The organism is Metabacillus sp. Hm71, from assembly GCF_051842955.2.
GTDB lineage: Bacteria > Bacillota > Bacilli > Bacillales > Bacillaceae > Metabacillus.
This window is the reverse complement of sequence record NZ_CM200278.1, coordinates 932,663-950,624: the sequence shown is the minus strand read 5'-3', so window position 1 is coordinate 950,624 and position 17,962 is coordinate 932,663. Positions and strand designations below refer to the sequence as shown.

Sequence of the window (17,962 nt, the reverse complement as noted above, 5' to 3'; positions counted from 1 at the left end):
CTCATTAATTCGAAAAGATCCGCAACCGATAGCAATTCATGGCACATTCACCAAGCTGTTGAACAAGGTGATAATTAGCCACTCCCCCTACAACAGCACCAATGCCTGGAAGAATCTGCATTAACTTGACAACATCAATATAATCTCGATATTCCTGCTGAAACACCCGCCAGTCCAAATCCTTCACTTCGTTTTTTAGTGTATCCCAATGTTCGATCTTTTCAAGAGTTTCTTCTTTATGTGTCTCACTTGAAAATGCCAGCTGAAAAACATATAAAAGAAATAGCCTTTCCTCATATTCCTTCGTGCTGTATCCATAAATGCTGGCCACTTCAAATAAAAACTTCATCTTGATACTTAGGAACAAAGGGAAGTCGGCAAGCCCTAATAAAATTCCTCCGGCACCGGTTGAGGCACCTTCAATGGCAGCTGTCTTCTTAAATGTACCTATCGTTTTTTCGACAAGCTGTTCACGTTCCTCAAACGTAAGGTTTTCAATTCTTTTCGGAAATGTGGTAACATTTGAACCTACAAGTGTGGCTTGAACCATTTTTTTAATACTTTCTGTAATAGTTGTATGTACCTTTTCTGGAATCAATTGATTCATTTTCGTCTGCGCTTTTTTAGAGGATCTTTCTAAAAAAGAAGGTCTTCGCAACTGCCTTTGCTTCCAAAGTCTTGCCTCTTCTGCCATCTGCGTTTCATAGGTCATCTGTTATGCACCCTTTTCACTCTTCTTTAACCTCGTTCCCATATACATATATGTAAACAGACTAGCAAACACCACATTTACAGCTAAAGTGATGACAAAAATGAAAGCTGTTGATGTTATCAGTGTTACTACAGAGTAGATAATTGCTTGAACAATAAGCACGCTAAAAATAATTTTTAAAAAGCTTTTTAACTTTTTTCTTTCCGCAATCGGATAAAGATTAGGCAGCTCCAATAAATCAAAATGCTTAAATAAACTCATTATCTGTATCCCCGTTAAGAATGAAAAAATGACCACGATGATCACATTCCCAATTAGCTGTTGATTAATAACCGCTAAAATCACACTGCCGATTATGGTAAGTCTCACCACGATCCCAAAATAATCCCCAGATCGTAAAAATGCTCTACCAAATAAATATTCATAAACATGATCTTGATGGTATGATACTTGCTTTAAGAACAAATCAAGATACTTACGGCGTTTCGCTTGTTTTTTCAATTTAGGGACATCGGTAAATAAGTTGGCCAGCTTATAAAAGGACTGTTTCCTTTCCTCTTCCATCTTGATCAGCTGATCCCATTTAATGGCTTTCGATTTAACAAGCTTGGAAAAATAAGCATCATAGCCCACCATAATGAGAAAAATCACCAGCACAAAAAGATACTGTCCGGAAAGGATAAAAAAGATCATACAACCGTTCATGACAAATCTAACAGCGAGATCGCTCCATTTTGCAGATGCTTCCGTTAAGTATCCCATTTTCCAGCTTATCCGCAAATTCCACACCTTCACGCCAAGCAGCAAGATCAAACTTATGATGAGGCTATTTCCATTTGCGGTCGTTGCTTTAAAATACAATGGAGCAAATAAAATCATGACCACAATTATTAGAAAGCTCTGTGTTACTAAACTATAGGTAAAAGCCTTTTGAAAGTAACCTTTAAGCTTATGCTCCATAGGAAGCAGGAACACGATGTCAGCCTCTTTTAACAAAGTGCGGACATGGGAACGAAGCAAAACCAACGAAAAAACGGTCGCCATGATCAGAACAGCTGGAAAATCAGGAGACAAAGTCTCAAGCCATTTTTGATAGGTGACAGCCCCGCCCGCTGCTAAGAAAATAACCACAAATAAAAGATGGTCATTTAACATGTATTTCAAATATGCCCTTGTTTCATTTATATGATGATTAACCCTTGATTTCCAAATTTCATCAATGCTCTTCATCTTGATCTTCCTTTGTCAGCTGAATATAAAGATCATCAAGTGTAGCATCTCTCATGCCAAACTGTTCCCTTAGCTGCATTAACGTTCCTTTGGCACGGATTTCGCCATTATGTAAAATAATAAAAGAGTCGCAATACCTCTCCGCAGTAGCAAGTATATGTGTAGACATTAAGATTCCTGAACCTTGCTGTTTAGCCTTTTCCATCATTTCCAAAAGAGAATTGATCGCTAACGGATCTAATCCGACAAACGGCTCGTCAATAATGTACAGTGCCGGCTCAATTAAAAACGCGCACATGATCATGACCTTTTGCTTCATACCCTTTGAAAAGTGAGCAGGAAACCATTTCAGTCGTTTCTCCATCCTAAATTCCTTTAAAAGCGGATGAAGGCGTTTTTCAAATGTAGACTGATCAAGACCATAGGCCATTGCCGTTAATTCCAAGTGCTCATATAAAGTTAATTCATCATATAAGATCGGTGTTTCAGGTATAAAGCTGAATTGTGAGCGATAGGCCGCTGCATCGTCAGCAAATGTTTTTGCATTTATTGAAATGCTGCCCTTATGTGCCTCCATCAATCCAATAATATGTTTAATGGTTGTGCTTTTTCCTGCACCATTTAAGCCAATAAGACCAACTATTTGACCTTTATCTACCTCAAACGAAATATCCTTCAAGACAGGGTTTCGCGTATACCCTCCAGTTAACTGATCTACTTTTAACAACACCATTTTTTAGTTGTTCTCCTTTTTTCTTTTTATCTTATCATAAGAAATGCGTAAGCGCCTTGCTCAGCCTAGGGCAAATAAGACGATTTAGAATAGAAGGCGGTCTTTGCCTTCAATTCATGAGTGGCTAGACCCTAGAGGGGCTAGGCGCTGGAGCTAGACACCAAGACTAAGTACAAATTTTATACTATCCAATCAAAAACACTTCTCCTAATGAAGCAAACTTTTTCGCATAATGAAGCACGAACAGGACATCATAATCAATGAGGAAGGGATAGCTTGTCAAACAAAACCCAAAAAAATGAGGTGTTTGTTCCAGACAACTATTTTTCTCAAAGAGCTAGGGAATTCTTTGCTTAACCATTGATGTAAAACACTTACGAAATGAGGTGTCTACGGGCCGCAATTCTCTGAATTAAACGCTCGCATATAATCATTTTGTAAATGAGGTGTTTGTCAAAGACAATATCTTTGATTGTTAAGATTGATTTAACACTTAACAAGGGGATGATCGCTTTGAACAATGGTGATTTTCACATCAGATAGCATTTACTAAAATGTTAAATGAGGTGTTTGTCAAAGCAAACTTCTTATAAAAGAAGCAAAATTGTTTAACCATTGAAGAACAACCTTACGAAATGAGGTGTCTACGGGCCGCAATTCTCTGAATTAAACGCTCGCATATAATCATTTTGTAAACGAGGTGTTTGTCAAAGACATTTTCTCAATCTGTTAAGAAGGATAATCACTTAACAAGGAGATGGTCGTTTTGGACAATGGTGATTTTCACATCAGATAGCATTTATTAAAATGTTAAATGAGGTGTTTGTCAAAGACAATATCCCGAATTTTGAGTAACCTTTCCCTTCTTCTGGAACAGGGTGAGCATCGTTCACCTTGTTCTTTTTTCTTTTCCCCTAAAAATTGTGATAAAATACGATTATCCATAAAACATAACATAATAGCTCTAAAAAAGATGTTGAAAAATGTTTTACTAAAAAATTTAAAATAAAGGTGTGTGAGAACATGAGTGATTGTATTTTTTGCAAAATCATCAACGGTGAGATTCCGAGCGCAAAAGTATTTGAAAACGAGCATGTGTATGCATTTCTTGATATTAGTCAAGTAACAAAAGGACATACCCTTGTTATTCCAAAAGTACATAAAGAAAATATTTATGAAATGACGCCTGAAATTGCAAGCAAGCTGTTTGAGGTTGTTCCGCAAATTGCCAATTCAATTAAAAAACACTTCGAGCCTATAGGATTGAATTTATTAAATAATAATGGCGAAAAAGCCGGACAATCCGTTTTCCACTATCATATGCACATCATTCCTAGATATGGTCAAGGAGACGGGTTCGGGGCTGTTTGGAAAAGCCATGCTGACCAATATACACCTGAACAGCTACAAGAAATTGCAACAACGATTAACGAAGGTATTTCTTAAAAGGGTCTGTCTGTTTAGACCCTTTTTATACCGTTAAAAAACATGTTTTATTAAGTGCCTAACCTCTCATTCATTACTCTTTAATATTGATAACGCTTTCCTTATCAACATTCACAAAGATGAAAATATTCAGTCTATATTTCCGGCAATTTTCATGTTAGGATATGAGTATTATTCAACGTACAAACCAAGGAGGCAATACAGTTGAGAGCTTATAATTTCAATGCAGGACCAGCGGCGATTCCATTACCTGTGCTTGAACGGGCACAAAAAGAATTAGTTAATTTCCAAAATACAGGAATGTCTGTAATGGAGCTTAGCCATCGCAGTAAGGATTATGAGGAAGTACACAACCGAGCAAATGCTTTACTTAGGGAGCTTTTAGGTATTCCCGACACATATGAAGTCCTATTTTTACAAGGCGGGGCAAGCCTGCAGTTTTCAATGATTCCAATGAATTTCCTTCACGAAAACAAAACAGCTCATTTTATTATGTCTGGGGCATGGTCTGAAAAAGCACTAAAAGAAGCACAGCTTTTAGGAGAAACCCGTATTTTAGCATCAAGCAAGGATGAGAATTATACGCATATCCCTAAAGACTATTCTTTAAATGAGATTGAAGATGGAGCTTATTTGCATATCACATCTAACAACACGATTTTCGGCACTCAATGGAAGGAATACCCAACTAGTCCAATCCCATTAATTGCTGATATGTCCAGTGATATTTTATGCAAAGAAATCGATGTGGAGAAATTTTCACTTATTTATGCTGGAGCACAAAAAAATCTTGGTCCTTCAGGTGTAACAGTTGTTATTGTGAAAAAAGACTTTTTAGAAACAGCACGTACGAATGTGCCTACCATTTTAAAGTATTCAACACATGCGAAAAATAACTCTTTATATAACACACCGCCAACCTTCGCCATCTATATGCTGTCACTTGTATTAGAGTGGGTTAAGGAGCAAGGCGGCGTGAAAAGCATTCAAAAAATCAACGAAGAAAAAGCGGGCTATATTTATGCCGCTATTGACGAAAGCGAAGGGTTTTATAAAGCACACGCTACTGAAGACAGCCGTTCTTTAATGAATATTACCTTCACGCTGCCTAACGAAGAGTTAACGAAGAAATTCCTTCAAGCAGCAAAGGAACGTAACTTTATTGGTCTTGCAGGCCATCGTTCAGTAGGCGGCTGCAGAGCTTCTACTTACAACGCGGTTCCTAAAGAAGCATGTATCGCATTAGCTCAATTCATGACTGAATTTAAAAATCAACATCAATGATCTACTTCTTAACGGGCTGACTCATCATCTAAAGAGTCAGCCCTTTTTTCACTTGCTGAAAAATTCTGTACGTTCTGACACTTTATTGCTATAATATGACTAACATCTCTCGCATTAGGAAATCAGTTCACTATTGGGGAGAAATTAGTTCATAGTTTAGAAGAGGAGAGTGGAGAAATGAATACAAGAGTGTTAGTTATCCTTTCTTTATTTGCTGCGATCGGGGCCGTGCTTCATATGGTGATCCCGCCCTTTTACCAAGGGATGAAACCGGATATGATGCTGATTATGATGTTTATTGGAATCCTTTTATTTCCTAGTTTAAAAAATGTCACATTACTTGGGATTGTGACAGGAATTCTGTCTGCCCTGACAACACAGTTTCCAGGCGGTCAACTTCCAAATCTCATAGACAAATTCATTACAGCATTTGTGTTCTTCGGTTTATTGTTAGCAGTAAAGAAAATAGCCCAAAAAGTAGTAACGGCTACAGTGCTAACTGTAATCGGAACAATTGTTTCAGGAACTATTTTCTTGTCATCTGCTCTTGTTATAGCTGGTTTACCTGAGGGTACAGCCTTTACCGCACTGTTCTTAACAGTTGTTTTACCAGCAACATTATTTAATGGAGCAGCAATGGTCATTATTCTGCCAATTATTCAAGCTATTTTTAAACGCTCAAATTTAACAACTACTGTCTAAGTATCGTAACCCGATCCATTCCATGATCGGGTTTTCTTTTTCCCGCCGTTTTTTGACTTTCATCAAAAGCAATAAGCTACCCTTAAAAATCTATTGAAAATAAAGCAAAAGTACACCAATCAGCAATGCTACTGCCCCTCCAGAAGCAAGAACAGTTATTTTTTGTTTGACAATTTTTTTAGGTGGATAAGATGCTGATTGCTGGAGAAGTTTAAAATAATGAAAAGCTCCAATAAAAAGTAATAGACTAATCACAAAAAATAAAAAGATCACACCTGCCATACTCATCCCCCTTTAAATTTTTTTGCTCTTTAAACTAGTTTGTTGATTTCCGCTGCAGGAGTTCATCTTTAGCGGGTGTTCCGGGAGCCTTCTCAGCGTTTCGCGCCTGATTAGGTCTCCCCTGTCCCGTTGGCTCCCGACCTTAGAACATGTCCAATGATAAACCTGCCTAAACAACCAAGCCACTTAAGCCTTATATAAATAACTATGCCAGATACGATTATTCTATGTATAATGTTTAATGAAGACAGATTTGGGTACTTTGGTAAGAAGGATGTTTTTTACTGATGAAGAAATTTACATATACCAATAATGATTGGAGTGCTGAACATGTCAAATAACAAATCATTATTATGCGGTTTCGTTGTTGGCGGCATTATTGGAGGAATTGCTACGTTACTTGCGGCTCCTTCGTCTGGAAAGGAGCTTCGCAGCCAGCTGAACCTTAACCGTAAAAAGCTTGAGGAAACACTAAACCAGTTGAAGTCCGAAAGCATTGCCTTAAAAAATCAAGTGATCATAACAGCTAAAGAAAGCTCTGAAGTCATAAAAGAAGTTTCCACTGATCTAAAAAGAACCATTAATCAATTTCAGAAAGAAATCGAACCACATAAAAAAGATCTGCAAAAAGAAATTGAAGAAGTAGAACAAAAAATAAAGCAGCTTGAACAAACGTTACAATCATAGGACAAGAGTCTCTGCTGCAAAATCCGCATAAAGACTTATTTTAATCGCTTTTCCCTAGTCATTTGATAAAGTTTTTCCCTTGCTTAAATTAACATTTGTTCATCTAAATATTTTTGTTTTCAAATAAAAAGTGTGTTAGACAAAATTTGTTAACACACTTTTTTATGCCGTCAAGTCTTGATATATAAGGAATTATGAAAATATTTAAAAATTTCGTAAATTTACATCTTTATTAATCTTTATTTTATTGGCATAATAGAGAATAATACATTTAGGGAAGAACAGGGGTGACCGGTGATGAAGCATAATGAAAAGGAATATACAATTAAAGAAGCCTTATTATTTAGTCAACGCGTTGCGCAGCTTAGTAAAGCATTATGGAAAACAATCGAAAAAGATTGGCAGCAGTGGATCAAGCCTTATGATCTGAATATCAACGAGCACCATATTCTTTGGATTGCTGACCATTTAAATGGGGCTTCCATTTCAGAGATTGCTAAATTCGGAGTAATGCATGTATCTACTGCATTTAATTTTTCAAAAAAGCTTGAGGAAAGAGGCTATTTAGAGTTTTCCAAAAAAGTTAATGATAAGCGAAATACGTATATTAAGCTTACTAAACAAGGTGAGGAAGTTCTTGCACAGCTTTTAGAGGATTTTAGCCCAGAAAGGAACTCTGTTTTTAAAGGGGCTCTCCCCCTCCAAAATCTGTATGGGAAGTTTCCTGAAATGATTGAAATGATGTGCATCATCCGTAATATTTATGGAGATGATTTTATGGAGATTTTTGAACGCTCCTTTAATAATATTGAGAATTCATTTTATGAGGAAAATGGTACCCTTACAAAAAAAGAACGTAAGACTGAGCAATTATTATCCTCGAGCTGACGTTACTCCATGCATTCTTCAAATTAGGGCAAGAAATTCTTTCATTAAAGAGCGATACAAGCCCTGTTTTGCCATAGCTTGAATGGTTTCACCGATTTCAAGCTTTTCATTTAGCTGACCTGCAAACTGCGTAAGGAGATCTGTAAAGATCACTAATCCTTGCGCTTTTTGTTCCTCATGAAGAAAAGCGAGTTCATCGCATATTTTATATAGTTCTTCTATTTCATCCCTCGTCAATCCTTTTTCCATAACCAAACGATAGAAAGGAAATCGATTGGGCTCAATCATTTGCAGCAACAACGTTTGATAATATTCCAACGTCTCCAAACGTTTTTCTAATGAATCCATGCCGTACCTTCTTTCTAATCACCATTCTTGACCTTTATTGTATAGTATTTCCTGTTTTTTAGAAAGCTACAAAAGACAAACGCGACCAGATTTTTTTACTTTTTTCGTATACTGTTAGAATGAAAGGTAAATGATGTTATTTGATTAATAGGATCTTGATTTCCCATCCAGGACGTAGCGGTTTAAGTACGATAAGTACTAAATCTACTAGCTTAAGCTTCAAAATGATCATAACGACCAGATGCTTTTGTCACTTTTTTACATTTTCATCATTTTCCTAAGATTCAAAGCTATCTTTTTCATAAATAGTTTGGTAATCTAATATGTATAGTGAGGGAAGGGGGATCTCAAATGTTAATTTTCTTCATTTTGTTTGCAGTCTTTATCTTGTTTTATATAAACAAGCTTACAAATGCTTTATGCTTAGTACGTGAGATTCCTGAAGACCGCCAAACAAAGGTATTTAGAACAATAAATGTTCTTATTACGATTTTGTTAATTTCTTCATACATAGAAATCTTGTTTACTTAGGAATTAATAACCTGGACAGATGAGTTAAAATGGCAATTCAATTCATAATTAATGATGGGCTGTATCAATTGGTCTTTAACATTAAACAAAGAGGCTGCCTCTTTTGTTTGAGACAGCCCCATTTTCTCATCTTATAACCATGCTGCACCAACAATGATTAACAAAATGAACAATACAACGATCAAAGCGAATCCGCTTGCGTATCCTCCGCTCATTATGACACCCCCTTTCAATATAGTTACGGTATCCTATGCTGAAAAGCCTATGACCGAATAGGCATCTGCCGCATTTATAAAAAAATTATCCAGTTTCCGGTCCTCTTTTAACAAAGATAAGAAGCCCCAATAATGATTAGCAAAATAAACAATACGACAATCAATGCAAAGTTGTTATTATATCCTTTACTCATATCAATTACCTCCTTTATCTTTTCAAAATATCCTATGATAAATGGTCCTATATGTTTGGACGTTAGCCCAGTTTTTTAAAAATTCATCTTATTCCCTAAAAAGAAACGTCTAAAAATGTTGAATAACCTTGAAAAAACTTTTTGATTTTGTCACATTATGGTATAGTATTTCTTGTACTATCTTGGAATGTAACGTTTTTATTTCTGGGGCAGTATAAGAATAACAGCGTCTTTCGCCATTTAGACTTGGCGTTTTACCAATGTAATACTTTCTAAATATCATGACTAGGAGTTGTATCAAAGGATGAAAAAGGTAGCAATTGCACTAGCTGCAGCGACAAGCCTCTTTGCTTTAAGCGCTTGCAATAACGGAGATTCAGAGGCTGTTGTAGAGACGAAAGCAGGTAATATTACAAAAGAAGAATTTTACGGAGCGATGAAGGAACGATTTGGTGAAGATGTTCTAACAGAGCTTGTTCATGAAAAGGTGTTAAGCGAAAAATATGAAGTTTCCGATAAGGAAGTTCAGGCAGAGTTCGATAAATATAAAACACAATTAGGTGCTCAATTTACAAGCATGGTTGAAATGCAAGGAGAAGATGTTGTTAAACAAATTCTTAAAGTCGACTTGCTTAGAAAGAAAGCAGCCGAAGCTGAAGTAAAAGTGACAGATGAGGACTTAAAGGAATACTACGATACGCTTGAAGGTAAAGTGAAAGCAAGCCACATCTTGGTAGAAGATGAAGCGAAGGCGAAAGAAGTAAAGGATAAGCTTGCTAAAGGCGAAAAATTTGAAGACCTAGCAAAAGAATACTCAACAGATCCAGGATCAGCGCAAAATGGCGGAGATTTAGGCTGGTTCGGGAAAGGTCAAATGGTGAAAGAATTTGAAGACGCAGCCTTTAAATTAAAAGAAGGCCAAGTGAGTGAACCAATTAAAACAGATTACGGTTATCATATTATTAAAGTTACCCAAACAGTAAAACCATTTGATGAAATGAAGGAATCCTTAACAGAGGATGTACGTAACCAAAAACTCCAGCAGCCTGACACAGTCCAATCTGCGTTAGATAAAGCGATAAAGGATGCAAATGTTGAAGTAAAGGATGACGACTTTAAGGATTTATTTAAGGAAACTGAAGCTGAAACAGATACAAAAACAGAAGCTGACTCAGAAGAAAAATAATAAACACCCACCGAAAGCATGGTGTTGTAACAAAGAGAAAAGAGGCTGAAATCCAGCCTCTTTTTTGCATTAAAGTTTTTAACTCGCAGATTGGTCATTTGGAACCTGTTGTTGTTCCAATAATTCCCGCTTCTTTTGGCGCTCTTGTTCGATTCGGTCAATAAATACTTGGCCTTCCTTCTCGATAAACTCATCATCAATCTGTTTATCCTCCCGAGCGGTTTTAAACGCCATGTAACCACTAACAAGGATCCCGATAATACATACATATATCCACCACGGTAATAAAAGCATGTATGCTCCCCCTTTTATAACTTGTGTATGATATGACAAGCCCTTTTACTAAAAACTATGCAAGGAAAGCAAATGTTATTCCTACTATAGATGGATCGATCATTTATTTATGAAAGGTTGGCTTGTAAAAAGAGCGGTTATCTAAGGCAAACACTCTCTCTGTATATTCGCCTGGCTTCACTCGTTCAAGAGCACGATCGAGCATGTTCATTTTCGCATCAAGGTTATCAATATAATGAAGAATTTCTGCCTCTTTAATCATTGGAGGTTTTGGACTTCCCCATTCTGCCTTGCCATGATGACTTAAAACTAGATGCTGAAGAACAACCACTTCTTCTCCTTCAATTTGCAAATGCTCAGCAGCTTTGGCAATTTCATTTACCATAATCGATATATGACCTAATAGGTTTCCTTCGACCGTATATGTTGTGCTGATTGGGCCTGAAAGTTCAATTACCTTCCCTAAGTCATGCAGGATAACACCTGAATAAAGCAAGTCGGTATCAAGACTTGGGTATAAAGTGGCAATTGATTTGGCTAAATCAAGCATTGAGACAACATGGTATGCTAAGCCTGAGACAAATTCATGATGATTTTTTGTTGCAGCTGGATATTCCATAAAGGCTGCTCCATGCTTTTTCAAGAGATATCTTGTTATCCGTTGAATTTTGGGGTTTTTCATTTCAAAAATATATTGTGTAATTTTATCGTTCATCACGTCCTTTGGAACTGGAGCCGTTTCTAAAAAGTCCGAGATATCAACAGTCTCATCCTCATTCTTTGGACGTATGTTACGAATTTTCAATTGATTTCGGCCGCGATAATGGTGGATATCTCCATAGATTTTTACAATGCTTTGGGGAGCATAGGTAGCCTCATCTTCCGGAGTAGCATCCCAAAGCTTTGCTTCTATTTCACCTGAAGTATCTTGTAAAATTAGTGTTAAGAATGCCTTTCCATTGCTGGCAATCCCCTTTGTTGAAGACTTGATAAGCAGATGTACATCCACTTGCTCCCCAACATCATAATAGAGTATTCCTTTCCCCATAATCAAAGCTCCTCTCAGTTTTTAAAGTTTCTGTTTAAGGTATATTTCATCAATGCCATTTTGCCATTGTTAGCAAATTACCTTTTCCAAAATACATATCTTTTTATCTTAAATCATTTATGTATGGTTTAGTATAGCATAGGAATCGATTCTACGGCTTTATCACACATAAATCTTACCTTATCCTGCATTTATCTCTGATAGATTGATAACATGATGAAACAAAGCTGATTTTGCCATATGCTGATGACATGTAAAGTAAATGACCTGGTTTTCCTGCTTAAGCTCCTGTAAAAGCTTCACGCTATTAGCCGTTCGCTGATGATCAAAATGAACAAAACTGTCATCAATCATAATCGGTAGTCGAATCTGTTCATTGATGGATTTAATCAAAGCTAAACGAATCGACAGATACAATTGTTCGGCAGTTGCTTGGCTAAGTTCTTCCGCATAAAAGCTAATCCCATCTTTGCGTTCAACAATAAACGATTGCTTATTTTCAGGTAAAAACACATGCCGATATTTATTAGATGTGAGCTTTTTAAAATACAGTTCAATATAGGTGATTAATGCGGGAAGCTTCGTTTTCCGATGTCGTTCTACTGTTTGGTTTAATAAATCCTTTGCTAGCGCCCGAATGACCCACTGCTCAGCATACTCCCTCACCACAGCCTTTTCATTTTCAAATGCATGGCGGAGATGTGAATACATACCGCTTTGTTCCATGTCCTTAAGCTTAATAATGACACTGGAGTATTTTTGCTGTGCTGCTTTTTCACTGTTTTCAACAGCCTCTATCGCTTTTTCGAGTTCAAGTAATGTTTCATCAATCCCCTCACATTCGGCAACATGAATCGTCTCTAGATCAAGCAGCTTTTCTGTAGTCAGCTGCTTTTCAATCCACAATAACTGTTTATTTAATTCTTCCCTTTCAAGGTGGCTTTTGGCAAGCTTACGGAATTCTTCCTCATCCTCAACGTCCACTTTCTTTAATAACGTCCCCTTTTCCTGTTTCAAAAAGCTAATCTTTTCTGTTAGTGTGTTCATTGCTTCTATCGTTTCTGCTTTACGTTCCAATACTTTCATTCGCTTCCTATTCTTATCAGCTTCGATACTGGAAAGATTCATTAACTCATATACCGCTTCTTCAATCTCAGATTGTGTAATGCCACAAGCTTCCTTTGCTTCAGCAACTGCTTGTTCATATTGCACCAGCTCTTCCTTTATTCCTTTTAGCTCTGAGAGAAGCTGCTGTTTTTTTAGCAGCAGCTGTTGAAGATGCTGCAAAAGGTCAAATGCTTCTAACAAAGCTTCTGCTGAGGTATTTTTCTCTAGTTTTAGCTGTTTCGCTAATTGAGCAATCCGCTCTGAACATTGAAATTGGTCTTTTTCCCATTCCTCATAAAGCTTTAACACACGATCATAGGTTTTTTCATGCTGTTTATGCAGAAGCTGCTCATGATGAATCTCCTGCTTTCGTTTATTATCTTTTTCAAGCAAATTCATCATTTTGGACAATGATTGAACGTCTCCGTCTCTTTCCCTAAGTGATGATAGTTCTCTTTCAAGTGCCTGCTGTTTTTCCCTTAAATGAATGATCAGAGGGTCCTCTTTTTGCAGAACACGCTTTACTTGCAGACAGGCTAAAATCATACCGCTTATCAAAATGCTAGCAACCAGCCAGTTTTGTTGAGTGCTGAAATAAAGGGCAATTATTAATAATAAGACAGACAAACCGCCAAGAAGAAAGCCGCGTTGTTTAATCTCTTGATTATGCTCACCTTTTCTCTGCTTTATTTGTGAGAGAATTTGCTGATGCTCTGTTTTTAAATGGGATGGATTTAACGCTTCTTTTTTCGCAATTTCATTTTCCAATGAGATTCTTTCCGCATCTGATAAGACATCCTTTTCGAGATCACTAAGCTTCCATTCAGCTTCTTCCAATGAGGTTTTAGCTTGCTCAAATTGGCTGTCTAACATTTCCTTCCGCTGTTTTAAGTGTTGGTCATCAGCTAGTACCTTTTTGATTGACTCCTTTATTGGAACAGTGGCTGGAATCTTGACTATATCCTCATCTTGGAGGTGAGGATATAACCTCTGTTTATAAAGAGCTAATTCATTTTGCAGCTGCTCAAGACTTTGTTCCTGCTGATGTCTTTTTTTGCTTTTTTCCTTATATAATGGAAGCTGTTCACGCAAAGAGTGAATGTCTGGAAGCATATGCAGCAGCGTCTCATTGACAATAAGCTTTTCCTCCTCAGCTTCGTATTGCCGGATTTTACTTTGCATGGAATGCAGCTGTGCTTCCATTGGCTGAAGAGTCAATAACAGATGATCCAGTTTTTTCAACCCATCCTCCGGAAAGCCCGCCGTATCGGGAAGCAGTCTTAATTGTTCTAGACACCAATTTTTTTCCCTGATCATAGGAAGAACCGATTGCAGCTTTTCAAGCTCCCTTTGCTTTGTTACATACTGCTTTTTTTCCTCATCTAACGAATGGAGCTGTTCTTCCAAAGATTCTCTTTCATCTGCTAAATATTGGTACTCATTGTTTTTTCGTTTTGCTTCAAGCAATTGACTATTGCTCTCTTTTAGCTTCGAAAGGGCCTCATTCAGTACGGGCCTTTTTCCGCTAGGCTTATAGAGCGAGTCTTGTTGCTTGATAAGGGAATGTTCAACTGCAAATAAGGCATCTGCTCCATAAATGCTTGATAAAAACAAAAACTTTCCAATTTGATCTGAATTTAGTTTTTGGACCTGTTGAAGCCCGTGTATATCAAAAGAGAAAATCGACTTATACGTTTCTCTGTCTATCCCTCCCAGCAATGTTTGTAAATACTCTTCTTTAACCATATCACCCTGTTCTGATTCAATCTTTAGTTCTCCACCAGCTTTTCCAGGGCGTCTTTCAATTTTTAATCGGGTATTGTCTATTGTTCGTACAATCAAGTAACCACCATATGCAGAGCCATTTTTGGGTTCATAACGATTTTCGGTTTGCAGCTTTGTAGGAAATCCAAATAGAATGCTATGAATAAAGGACATAATTGTCGATTTTCCGGCTTCGTTTTCACCGTAAATGACCTGGAGCTCTGGATCTTCTAATGTAATACGTTGATTCTCAAACTTTCCATAGCCATATATCATTAGTTCTTCAATTTTCAAGACTTCTTCACCTCACTTTGCTCTACTAATTCTTTATGTATAAGCTGTTCTGCCTCTGCTAATAGCTGCTTTTGTTCCTCCAACGTAAACGCAGCAATGTATTTTCGGTAGAGTGGATGCTGAGCGAGCGGCTGAATGACCTCTTCAAAAGACTGATAGTTTTCAACTGTCGTATGCAAATCATTGAAAAAGGAAGAAAGCTTTGGATTTTTTTCAATAGAATCGGTCGCTTGATTAACAATTTTGACCACCCAAACAAACGGGTCATATTCGGCTTCTTCCTCATTAAGCGCATCGATTAAATCTTGTATCGTTTCCTTGGATTGCAGAGAGCGGGATAAATCACCCGCACCTGTTAATGTTATCGTTAAACAAGCAGAGCGTTGATTCTTACGAAACTGTTCAATTGCACTTTGACACTCACTTATTAATTCTGAAAAACTAGTAAGGCTGCTAATTGAGAGTTCAACATCTTCCCAAATCACTTCCTCTGTGGAAATGAACTCCATACTCGCCTTGTCTTCATGCATAGCAACTAAATAAAACCCTTTTTCTCCTGCTTCCTTACGATGCCTTCCTTGAATATTTCCCGGATACGCAATAATTGGATTTCGTTCATGAAGAATCTGACGTTTATGAATATGTCCTAATGCCCAATAATCAAAGTCCTTGCTAACTAAATCACTGATTTTAAACGGACAATACACATCATGCTCTTTATTTCCCTCTATTGAACCATGCAGCATTCCAATGTGAAAAACAGAATGGTTGTCCTTTTTCTGATAGTGAGTTGTCATATTTTCGATAACCGAACGGGAAGGATAGCTATATCCATATATATAGGCATGAGGAGTTCCGCCTTTTGAAAAGATCTCCATTTCAACCTGCTTGCTTGAGAAGACATGAACATTGCCGGGCCAGTTGAGATCCAGCCATTTTCCTCCCAAATGATCATGATTGCCATGAATAACATATACTTTTATGCCAGCTTGAGCCAGTCGTTCAAATTCCTTTTTTACCCTTAGCTGTGCCTTTAGACTTCTCTCCTCAGCATCATATAAATCCCCTGATAGAAGGACGAAATCAACCTGTTCTTTAATCGCGATTGAAATTAACTTCGAAAAAGCTAGGAACGTGCTTTCCTTCATTTTCTCAAATAACTGTGAAGGCAAATGCTTTAAGCCTACAAACGGACTATCAATATGCAAATCTGCGGCATGGATAAATCGAATTGATTTTCTCATAAATTTATTCCACCTTTATATTTGGACCTTCTCTATCTGTTTCCCATCTTAATGATAAAGTCTTACTTTATTTTACCATCGTTAAAATACGAATGCACGTTCCCAATACATAATAATAGGGGCTGCCTAAAAAAAATCAGCCCCATTTTTAGCTTAAAGCAAGTACATGTGCAAATTCACTCTCACTTAATGGCTTATAAAATAAATACCCCTGCATAACCTTACAACCATTATTCAGCAGGTAATGCTTTTGATACTCTTTTTCAACTCCTTCTGCAATAATATCTAATTAGTAGCCCCACTTATCTGTATGATCAGGATTACTGGAGGCAACTTCTGACCAATAATTTGGAAAGGTTTGCCTTTCATCAACGTTAACCGGTTGTTCGGAAAAAAGCTGCTGAAATGCTGTATACCAATACCCTACCCCTTAGTAAACATATTGATTTCATATGGATCTGATGATTTAACTCCAACAACCATAAGCTCCTTCTCAAGCTCTCTCATCCTATTATTGGCAACGTCCTGATGATTAGGTGGAAGTGAATTTCTAATAGCAATGGACGCAGTTCACAGTTCCCTGCCAATAATGTTTTCTACATAGAGAGAACCTTCCTTAGCAGTCTCTACAAGATATGATAGCTGCTGGACGATTAATGAGATTTCCCTTTCATTCGATAGAATTAAATTATTTTTAGAACGTATTTAATGAATGGTATTGTTTGCAATTAATATCCAAAGGACAAGTGTAGAAAAAATTAAAGGTAATTTCTTTTTGATTGACATCGAACTACCTCCGTTACTTTTAGTCCGATTAAGGGAATTCATAATGCGAGACCTTCCCTATGTCTCGCCTGACTTGGAAAAACAATCCTTCCTCGAATTTTTACGGGCAGATCCCCCACTTATCTTCTTTGCTTCTCTTGAATATTAAAGTTGGGTTTTACTACTCGTTAAGATCAGGGATAAAATTAGAATTCCCAATATTTTGGTGCTGAATCACGTATTGTATCAAAACTAAAAAAACAGCATTACTTTAACGTAATGCTGCCCTTATTCAACGATATTTTTATTCCACTTTTCATTTTCAACTTTATTGCCTGATCAATTGCGCGATTGTCACATTTCTTAAGCTATCCTTCATAGCCTGTTCAGCCGTTTCTAGCGACTGAATGGTTGCATTTGCAATCTTCGTTGCTAATTCGCTTGTTAAATTAGACGGTACATCCATTTTAAATAATGGACGATCCTGTTCAATTGCATAAAAAATATCAAATAACGTTATGTCTTCTGCATCTTTAGCTAATCGGATGCCTCCCTTTGCCCCTTCTCTTGTCTCCATAATTCCAAACCGGTTTAATGATTGTAAAATTTTAACTGCTGTTGGCACAGGAATGCCAAGTGATTCTGATAAATGTCTAGTAGAAACAAATTCATAGTATCCATGCTCTACTTTAACAGCAGTATAAACGACAATCTCAATGCCTTGCCACAAAGCTAATGAATAGCTCATGCTCTTTTCAACTCCAACTCTGTACAACCTTTATCCCAATCTTAACGGACAGTAAATCCCCCACTCAAAATTCAAGAGAAGCTATGAAGTAGGGGATATCTGCCCCTTAAGATCCGATAAGTTTTCGCTAACCATCAGTGAGGAATAGCTGACTAACTTCGACACGTCCTGTGGCAAAGTCGGCACCTGTACATCCTGTACTTCGAGAAAACCCTCACTTTATAACTAAATATAACAAGTTAGCTAACTTTGTCAATTTA

At 37.1% G+C, this 17,962-nt stretch carries 19 protein-coding genes; 7 read left to right on the top strand and 12 right to left on the bottom strand.

Translation table 11 applies throughout. The features are described 5' to 3' along the window. Positions 1–4: 4 nt before the first annotated feature. Genes ACSVDH_RS04790 through ACSVDH_RS04780 form a run of 3 tightly spaced genes read right to left on the bottom strand, consistent with a single transcriptional unit; the run spans position 5 to position 2,675 of the window. Positions 5–712, bottom strand: coding sequence for an EcsC family protein (locus tag ACSVDH_RS04790; RefSeq protein WP_439248644.1), 708 nt, complete (start codon positions 710–712; stop codon positions 5–7). Positions 713–715: 3 nt separating this feature from the next. Beyond that, a complete protein-coding gene (locus ACSVDH_RS04785; RefSeq protein WP_439248643.1) occupies positions 716–1,942 on the bottom strand; it encodes an ABC transporter permease in 1,227 nt (408 codons plus the stop codon). Beyond that, positions 1,929–2,675 carry an ABC transporter ATP-binding protein gene (locus ACSVDH_RS04780; RefSeq protein ID WP_439248642.1) on the bottom strand — a complete coding sequence of 249 codons (747 nt, stop codon included), beginning with the start codon at positions 2,673–2,675 and terminating at the stop codon, positions 1,929–1,931. The genes ACSVDH_RS04785 and ACSVDH_RS04780 overlap by 14 nt, the downstream gene beginning before the upstream one ends. A gap of 1,023 nt (positions 2,676–3,698) precedes the next feature. On the opposite strand from ACSVDH_RS04780, the gene ACSVDH_RS04775 reads away from it, so the two are divergent. From ACSVDH_RS04775 to ACSVDH_RS04765, 3 genes are all read left to right on the top strand, one after another. Beyond that, a complete protein-coding gene (locus ACSVDH_RS04775) occupies positions 3,699–4,121 on the top strand; it encodes an HIT family protein (protein WP_439248641.1) in 423 nt (140 codons plus the stop codon). A 198-nt stretch (positions 4,122–4,319) separates the two neighbouring features. Beyond that, positions 4,320–5,405, top strand: coding sequence for a 3-phosphoserine/phosphohydroxythreonine transaminase (gene serC, locus ACSVDH_RS04770; protein WP_439249135.1), 1,086 nt, complete (start codon positions 4,320–4,322; stop codon positions 5,403–5,405). A 177-nt stretch (positions 5,406–5,582) separates the two neighbouring features. Beyond that, positions 5,583–6,107: a tryptophan transporter gene (locus tag ACSVDH_RS04765; protein WP_439248640.1), complete on the top strand. Its 525-nt coding sequence runs from the start codon at positions 5,583–5,585 to the stop codon at positions 6,105–6,107. A 90-nt stretch (positions 6,108–6,197) separates the two neighbouring features. Here the strand turns inward: ACSVDH_RS04765 and yhzF are convergent, their stop codons facing one another. After that, entirely contained in the window at positions 6,198–6,389 is a 192-nt protein-coding gene (yhzF, locus tag ACSVDH_RS04760; RefSeq protein WP_299091402.1) for a membrane protein YhzF, read from the bottom strand. 330 nt (positions 6,390–6,719) lie between these two features. Between yhzF and ACSVDH_RS04755 the strand changes: the two genes are divergently transcribed. Continuing rightward, complete coding sequence (locus tag ACSVDH_RS04755) at positions 6,720–7,076, top strand: YtxH domain-containing protein (RefSeq protein WP_299091404.1); 357 nt, start codon at positions 6,720–6,722, stop codon at positions 7,074–7,076. A gap of 297 nt (positions 7,077–7,373) precedes the next feature. After that, positions 7,374–7,964, top strand: a complete 591-nt coding sequence (locus ACSVDH_RS04750; RefSeq protein ID WP_439248639.1) for an HTH-type transcriptional regulator Hpr — start codon at positions 7,374–7,376, stop codon at positions 7,962–7,964. A gap of 18 nt (positions 7,965–7,982) precedes the next feature. Here ACSVDH_RS04750 and ACSVDH_RS04745 read toward each other — a convergent pair whose 3' ends face one another. Then, on the bottom strand, positions 7,983–8,312 hold the full coding sequence (locus ACSVDH_RS04745; RefSeq protein WP_439248638.1) for a DUF1878 family protein: 330 nt from the start codon (positions 8,310–8,312) through the stop codon (positions 7,983–7,985). A gap of 351 nt (positions 8,313–8,663) precedes the next feature. Here ACSVDH_RS04745 and ACSVDH_RS04740 point away from each other — a divergent pair, with 351 nt between their 5' ends. Continuing rightward, positions 8,664–8,843, top strand: a complete 180-nt coding sequence (locus tag ACSVDH_RS04740; protein WP_046586239.1) for a hypothetical protein — start codon at positions 8,664–8,666, stop codon at positions 8,841–8,843. Positions 8,844–8,974: 131 nt separating this feature from the next. On the opposite strand, the gene ACSVDH_RS04735 is transcribed toward ACSVDH_RS04740, so the two are convergent. Both ACSVDH_RS04735 and ACSVDH_RS04730 read right to left on the bottom strand, forming a co-directional pair. Next, complete coding sequence (locus ACSVDH_RS04735) at positions 8,975–9,058, bottom strand: YjcZ family sporulation protein (RefSeq protein WP_299091467.1); 84 nt, start codon at positions 9,056–9,058, stop codon at positions 8,975–8,977. Between the two features lie 107 nt (positions 9,059–9,165). Beyond that, positions 9,166–9,252: a YjcZ family sporulation protein gene (locus ACSVDH_RS04730; RefSeq protein ID WP_439249134.1), complete on the bottom strand. Its 87-nt coding sequence runs from the start codon at positions 9,250–9,252 to the stop codon at positions 9,166–9,168. A gap of 304 nt (positions 9,253–9,556) precedes the next feature. Here ACSVDH_RS04730 and ACSVDH_RS04725 point away from each other — a divergent pair, with 304 nt between their 5' ends. Further along, entirely contained in the window at positions 9,557–10,438 is an 882-nt protein-coding gene (locus tag ACSVDH_RS04725; RefSeq protein WP_439248637.1) for a peptidylprolyl isomerase, read from the top strand. A gap of 78 nt (positions 10,439–10,516) precedes the next feature. On the opposite strand, the gene ACSVDH_RS04720 is transcribed toward ACSVDH_RS04725, so the two are convergent. The 5 genes from ACSVDH_RS04720 to ACSVDH_RS04700 form a co-directional block, all read right to left on the bottom strand. After that, a complete protein-coding gene (locus ACSVDH_RS04720; protein WP_299091418.1) occupies positions 10,517–10,732 on the bottom strand; it encodes a sporulation YhaL family protein in 216 nt (71 codons plus the stop codon). A gap of 103 nt (positions 10,733–10,835) precedes the next feature. Continuing rightward, positions 10,836–11,780: a 3'-5' exoribonuclease YhaM gene (gene yhaM / locus ACSVDH_RS04715; RefSeq protein ID WP_299091420.1), complete on the bottom strand. Its 945-nt coding sequence runs from the start codon at positions 11,778–11,780 to the stop codon at positions 10,836–10,838. Positions 11,781–11,960: 180 nt separating this feature from the next. Continuing rightward, entirely contained in the window at positions 11,961–14,945 is a 2,985-nt protein-coding gene (locus ACSVDH_RS04710; RefSeq protein ID WP_439248636.1) for an AAA family ATPase, read from the bottom strand. Beyond that, positions 14,942–16,189, bottom strand: a complete 1,248-nt coding sequence (locus tag ACSVDH_RS04705; protein WP_439248635.1) for a metallophosphoesterase family protein — start codon at positions 16,187–16,189, stop codon at positions 14,942–14,944. The genes ACSVDH_RS04710 and ACSVDH_RS04705 overlap by 4 nt, the downstream gene beginning before the upstream one ends. A 1,093-nt stretch (positions 16,190–17,282) precedes the next feature. Continuing rightward, complete coding sequence (locus tag ACSVDH_RS04700; RefSeq protein WP_439248634.1) at positions 17,283–17,702, bottom strand: Rrf2 family transcriptional regulator; 420 nt, start codon at positions 17,700–17,702, stop codon at positions 17,283–17,285. Positions 17,703–17,962: the final 260 nt, after the last annotated feature.

Bases quoted from the DNA above. Each gene is read 5' to 3' on its own strand.
- ACSVDH_RS04790 (WP_439248644.1), bottom strand. From the start codon at position 712: ATGACCTATGAAACGCAGATGGCAGAAGAGGCAAGACTTTGGAAGCAA.
- ACSVDH_RS04785 (WP_439248643.1), bottom strand. From the start codon at position 1,942: ATGAAGAGCATTGATGAAATTTGGAAATCAAGGGTTAATCATCATATA.
- ACSVDH_RS04780 (WP_439248642.1), bottom strand. From the start codon at position 2,675: ATGGTGTTGTTAAAAGTAGATCAGTTAACTGGAGGGTATACGCGAAAC.
- ACSVDH_RS04775 (WP_439248641.1), top strand. From the start codon at position 3,699: ATGAGTGATTGTATTTTTTGCAAAATCATCAACGGTGAGATTCCGAGC.
- ACSVDH_RS04765 (WP_439248640.1), top strand. From the start codon at position 5,583: ATGAATACAAGAGTGTTAGTTATCCTTTCTTTATTTGCTGCGATCGGG.
- yhzF (WP_299091402.1), bottom strand. From the start codon at position 6,389: ATGGCAGGTGTGATCTTTTTATTTTTTGTGATTAGTCTATTACTTTTT.
- ACSVDH_RS04755 (WP_299091404.1), top strand. From the start codon at position 6,720: ATGTCAAATAACAAATCATTATTATGCGGTTTCGTTGTTGGCGGCATT.
- ACSVDH_RS04750 (WP_439248639.1), top strand. From the start codon at position 7,374: ATGAAGCATAATGAAAAGGAATATACAATTAAAGAAGCCTTATTATTT.
- ACSVDH_RS04745 (WP_439248638.1), bottom strand. From the start codon at position 8,312: ATGGATTCATTAGAAAAACGTTTGGAGACGTTGGAATATTATCAAACG.
- ACSVDH_RS04740 (WP_046586239.1), top strand. From the start codon at position 8,664: ATGTTAATTTTCTTCATTTTGTTTGCAGTCTTTATCTTGTTTTATATA.
- ACSVDH_RS04735 (WP_299091467.1), bottom strand. From the start codon at position 9,058: ATGAGCGGAGGATACGCAAGCGGATTCGCTTTGATCGTTGTATTGTTC.
- ACSVDH_RS04730 (WP_439249134.1), bottom strand. From the start codon at position 9,252: ATGAGTAAAGGATATAATAACAACTTTGCATTGATTGTCGTATTGTTT.
- ACSVDH_RS04725 (WP_439248637.1), top strand. From the start codon at position 9,557: ATGAAAAAGGTAGCAATTGCACTAGCTGCAGCGACAAGCCTCTTTGCT.
- ACSVDH_RS04720 (WP_299091418.1), bottom strand. From the start codon at position 10,732: ATGCTTTTATTACCGTGGTGGATATATGTATGTATTATCGGGATCCTT.
- yhaM (WP_299091420.1), bottom strand. From the start codon at position 11,780: ATGGGGAAAGGAATACTCTATTATGATGTTGGGGAGCAAGTGGATGTA.
- ACSVDH_RS04705 (WP_439248635.1), bottom strand. From the start codon at position 16,189: ATGAGAAAATCAATTCGATTTATCCATGCCGCAGATTTGCATATTGAT.
- ACSVDH_RS04700 (WP_439248634.1), bottom strand. From the start codon at position 17,702: ATGAGCTATTCATTAGCTTTGTGGCAAGGCATTGAGATTGTCGTTTAT.